Below are 4188 nucleotides of genomic sequence, written 5' to 3' on the forward strand. Positions count from 1 at the left end.
TTCCACGTCGGTGCCGTGTATCGTGTCACATCCAGCCTGACGATCGATGCTTCGGTGCACAACGTCATGGACAAGGACTTCCTGGACTACACGCTGTACGACAACAGCGGCACGCCTGCGCTCGCCAATGTCTACAACAACAGCCAGGAGCGCCGTCGCCTGAATCTGGCCGTCACCTACAGCTTCTGAGTTGTCTCCGCCTCTCCGCGACGGATGAGGATGCGAACCGCCGGCCATCGTGCCGGCGGTTTCGTTTCCGCCTCACGCCTTGCGCAGCAGCTTCCGGTACTCCTCCGTCACCTGCTCGTCGAAGCCCGGATAGTCCGGCGCCAGGGTCTCCAGCGCCTGTACCAGCAGCTGAGCCACGGCGCGGCGCGCCAGCCCCTTGTCATCGTTGGGCACCAGGTGCCAGGGCGCTTCTTCGCTGTGGGTGTCGCGAATGGCGGCTTCCATGGCCTTGAGGTAGTCCTTGCGCTGCCGGAAGGTCTCGATGTCGGAAGGGTCGAATTTCCAGCGCTTGCGCGGGTCGTCCAGGCGCTTGAGCAGGCGTGTGCGCTGCTCTTCCGCGCTGGTGTGCAGCCAGACCTTGATGATGCGGGTGCCGCTGGCGACCAGGTGCTGCTCCCATTCGCGGATCAGCCGTCCGCGTGCTTTCCAGAAGCCGGCGGCCTTCGGGGCGTCGGGCAGGAAGCGTTCGGCGAGCAGGGCCTCGTAATGGCTGCGGTTGAAGAACACCACTTCGCCGCGCGCCGGCAGCCGGCGGACAATGCGCCAGAGGAAGTCGTGCGCGGCCTCTTCCGGGCTGGGGCGGCCGAACGACCAGGCGTGGAAGCCGGCCGGGTCGAGGCCCTCCGACAGCACACGGGTCAGGCTGTCCTTGCCGCTGGCGTCCAGACCCTGCAGGACCACCAGCACGGCCTGGCGGCGGTTGGCCCAGAGCCGGCGCTGGGCTTCTTCCATGGCGGCCAGCAGGGCCTTCAGGTCGGGCAGGGCGGCCTGGGCTTCCGCGGGCATGACGCAGGGCAGCGCGGACAGGCGGGGACGACCGCCGCTCCAGCGCCAGGGCGGGGTGGGGGTGTCGGGCATGTCCGGTTTCCTGTCTGGGCGTGTGCCGTCACTGTGCCGCCAGCGTGGCGCTGGTGCAAGGCAGGCGGCTTTCGCCACCGGTAGCGGCGCGGCGGCCGCCGGCCTGCCGGTGTCTGTGCTAGCCTCTGCCGGCCTCGGACATTCGGAGACTGGCGCATGACGGCGGTGCATTTCATCCACGGCAAGGAGAGCGGTCCGGACGGGCTCAAGATCCAGGCCATGCGGGCGGTGGCGGCGGAGCTGGGGCTGCCGGCGTTCGCGCTCGACTACCGCGCCAGCCCTGATCCCGAGCAGCGCGCGGCCACGCTGCTGGCCGCGCTGACGCCGGGCGAGCCGGTGGTGCTGGTTGGCTCCAGCCTGGGCGGTTTCGTGGCGGCGCGGGCCGCGGAGATGGCGGCTGCGCTGCCGGCGACCGAGGCGCCGCGCATCACCGGCCTGTTCCTGCTGTGCCCGGCCTTCGACCTGCCGGGCTATCCGCTGGACCGGCCGGAGCAGCCGCTGCGCGGGTCGGCGGTGCAGCTGGTGCACGGCCGCCACGATGACATCGTGCCGCTGGAGACCTCGCTGCGCGCCGGTGCGGACTGGCGTGGCACGGTCACCGTGGTGGAGGATGACCATCCCCTGCATGCCAGCGTGGCTGTGATCTGTAACCAGCTGAGACATTTTCTCAACAGTCTGTGCGCCGATTGAGGCGAATACTGTTTCATGCATAGGCGTGCCCGTCATGAACGACACGCCGCGCCGAGACCACGAACAACAAGATCAAGGAGCCCGCTCATGAAACTGTCGTACCTGATGCCGGTCCTGATGGCCGGCCTGCTGGCCCTGCCCGTGGCTGCCAGCGCCACCGGGCTGCATGAATTCACCGGCACCGGCGAGTGGGCCGCCTCGCGCGGGGAAGCCTGCGATATCGCCGTGGGCAATGCCCAGAAGCGCATCGGCAACGACTACGAGGTGGTGTCCTCGTCGTGCCTGTGCGACAAGGACGGCAGCCGCTTCAACTGCCTCGCCGGCGTGAAGGTGCGTCCGCTGGCGCCGGAGCAGCTGGCCAGCGCGGCTTCCCCCGCGCAACCGGCCGGTATCCGCTGATCCGGCCTGACAGGCGGGCGTCCGAGCGGCTAGAGTAGGCGGCTGAACCGACACGGAAGACGCCCCCCGCGCATGCCCGCCGACCATTCCTCCGACCACGCCGCCGCGACGCCCGGGAGCAGTGACATCAGCCCGGGCTTCCTGGTGCTGCACAGCCATCGCCTGGAGAGCCTGCGCGATGTGCTGGTGCAGTGGCTGCGCGCGCATCCGCTGGCGCCGCTGGAGGACGAGGTCGTGCTGGTGCAGAGCAACGGCATGGCGCAATGGCTGAAGGCCGCGCTGGCCGCTGATCCGGAGCCTGCCGCCGGCGCGCCGGCAGCTCCCGGTGCCGCGCCCGGGCTGGGCATCTGTGCCGCCGTGCGCATGCAGTTTCCGGCGCGCTTCTTCTGGCAGGCCTATCGCGCCGTGCTGGGGGCCGGCGCGGTGCCGCAGACCTCACCCTTCGACAAGGAGCGCCTGCGCTGGCGCATCCTGCGGTTGCTGCCCGGCCTGCTGCCGGTAGCGGCCTTCGCGCCGCTGCGCGATTACCTGAGCGATGACCCCGACGGCCGCAAGGCCTGGCAGCTGGCGGTGCAGGTCGCCGACCTTTTCGACCAGTACCAGGTCTACCGCGCCGACTGGCTGACGGACTGGTCGGCCGGAAACGATGCCCTGCGCCTGGCCGATGCCGCCGCCGGTCCGCTGCCGCTGCCGGCGCGCGAGGCCTGGCAGCCTCTGCTGTGGCGGGCGCTGGAACACGACATCCTGACGGGCGGTGCCGGGGCCGAAGGGAGCGCCGCGCCCTGGGATGCCGTCGGTGCCGCCGCCGGCCACCGCGCTGCCTTGCAGGCACGTTTCCTGTCCGCGCTGCGGCAGGCGGAGACGCGGCCGCGCGGACTGCCGCGCCGGCTCATCGTCTGGGGCTTCTCCACGCTGCCGCTGCATGTGCTGGAAGGCCTGGCGGCGCTCGGGCGCCATGTCCAGGTCATCCTCGCGGTGGTCAATCCCTGCCAGTTCTACTGGGCCGACCTGACCCAGCCGCGAGCGCGTCTGCGCCACGCCCGCAAGGCCGCGCTGCCGGCGCTGCTGCGCGAGGAGCAGCTCGGCCGCCATGCCAATCCGCTGCTGCTGGCCTGGGGCCAGCAGGGGCGCGACTACCTGCGCGGGCTGGAGCAGTTCGATGATCCGGACAGCTACCGCGCGCGTTTCCAGGCCCTGGGTCAGCGCATCGACCTGTTCGATGACGACACCCCGGCCGATACCCTGCTGGCGCAGGTGCAGCAGGCCGTGCGCGATCTGGAGCCGGTGCCGGACGACCCGGCCGCGCGTCTGCCGGTGGCCCCGGGCGACCGGTCGCTGCGCTTCCAGGTCGCGCACAGCCGCCTGCGCGAGGTCGAGGCGCTGCATGACCACCTGCTGGCGCTGTTCGCCGAGCTGGCGGACAGCGAGCGGCCGCTGCGTCCGCAGGACATCGCGGTCATGGTGCCGGACATCCGCCTGTACGCGCCGCTGGTGCAGGCCGTGTTCGCCAGCGGTGACGGGACCGCGCTGCCGTTCACCATCCTCGACCGTCCGCAGCGTGGCGAGCAGCCGTTGCTGACCGCGCTGGACTGGCTGCTCGGCCTGCCGGAGGCGCGTTGCACCTCGGCCGAACTGTGGGACCTGCTCGACGTGCCGGCGGTACAGGCCCGATTTGGCCTGGCCGCCGCCGACCTGCCGCGCCTGCGCCAGTGGTTCGAGGCCGCCGGCGCGCGCTGGGGGCTGGATGCCGGGCATCGTGCGCGCTGGCGCATGCCGGATGGCCTGGAGCAGAACACCTGGCGTTTCGCCTTGCGCCGCCTGCTGCTGGGCTATGCCGTGGGCGATGCTGGTGCCCTGCCGGTGTCGCCCGCGCCGGACGGCTTGCCGGCCACAGCGGGCGACATCACTTTCGCCGGCGTGCTGCCGCATGGCGACATCGGCGCGCTGGACGCCGCCGGACTCGGCCCCATGGCGGCCGTGCTCGAGGCCCTGGCGCACTGGTCGGAGGCGCTC

General features: G+C 71.2%; 5 protein-coding genes. 4 read left to right on the plus strand and 1 reads right to left on the minus strand.

Annotated elements, in window-relative coordinates:
• Positions 1 to 189 (plus strand): hypothetical protein (locus C5O18_RS10445; RefSeq protein ID WP_158249293.1); only part of this gene is annotated, 189 nt, incomplete at its 5' end.
• A 72-nt stretch (positions 190 to 261) separates the two neighbouring features.
• Here the strand turns inward: C5O18_RS10445 and C5O18_RS07060 are convergent.
• Positions 262 to 1086, minus strand: a complete 825-nt coding sequence (locus C5O18_RS07060; protein ID WP_158249294.1) for a PPK2 family polyphosphate kinase — start codon at positions 1084 to 1086, stop codon at positions 262 to 264.
• A gap of 156 nt (positions 1087 to 1242) precedes the next feature.
• Between C5O18_RS07060 and C5O18_RS07065 the strand changes: the two genes are divergently transcribed.
• The 3 genes from C5O18_RS07065 to C5O18_RS07075 form a co-directional block, all read left to right on the plus strand.
• Positions 1243 to 1776 carry a YqiA/YcfP family alpha/beta fold hydrolase gene (locus C5O18_RS07065; RefSeq protein WP_105192716.1) on the plus strand — a complete coding sequence of 178 codons (534 nt, stop codon included), beginning with the start codon at positions 1243 to 1245 and terminating at the stop codon, positions 1774 to 1776.
• An 87-nt stretch (positions 1777 to 1863) separates the two neighbouring features.
• Positions 1864 to 2175, plus strand: coding sequence for a hypothetical protein (locus C5O18_RS07070; RefSeq protein WP_105192718.1), 312 nt, complete (start codon positions 1864 to 1866; stop codon positions 2173 to 2175).
• A gap of 72 nt (positions 2176 to 2247) precedes the next feature.
• Positions 2248 to 4188 (plus strand): exodeoxyribonuclease V subunit gamma (locus tag C5O18_RS07075; protein WP_146089256.1); only part of this gene is annotated, 1941 nt, incomplete at its 3' end.

The organism is Amnimonas aquatica (assembly GCF_002943415.1).
GTDB classification, from domain to species: Bacteria; Pseudomonadota; Gammaproteobacteria; order Pseudomonadales; family Moraxellaceae; genus Perlucidibaca; species Perlucidibaca aquatica_A.

What these genes read in the sequence shown, in the direction of transcription:
- C5O18_RS07060 (WP_158249294.1), bottom strand. Translation starts at nt 1,086, where the DNA reads ATGCCCGACACCCCCACCCCGCCCTGGCGCTGGAGCGGCGGTCGTCCC.
- C5O18_RS07065 (WP_105192716.1), top strand. Translation starts at nt 1,243, where the DNA reads ATGACGGCGGTGCATTTCATCCACGGCAAGGAGAGCGGTCCGGACGGG.
- C5O18_RS07070 (WP_105192718.1), top strand. Translation starts at nt 1,864, where the DNA reads ATGAAACTGTCGTACCTGATGCCGGTCCTGATGGCCGGCCTGCTGGCC.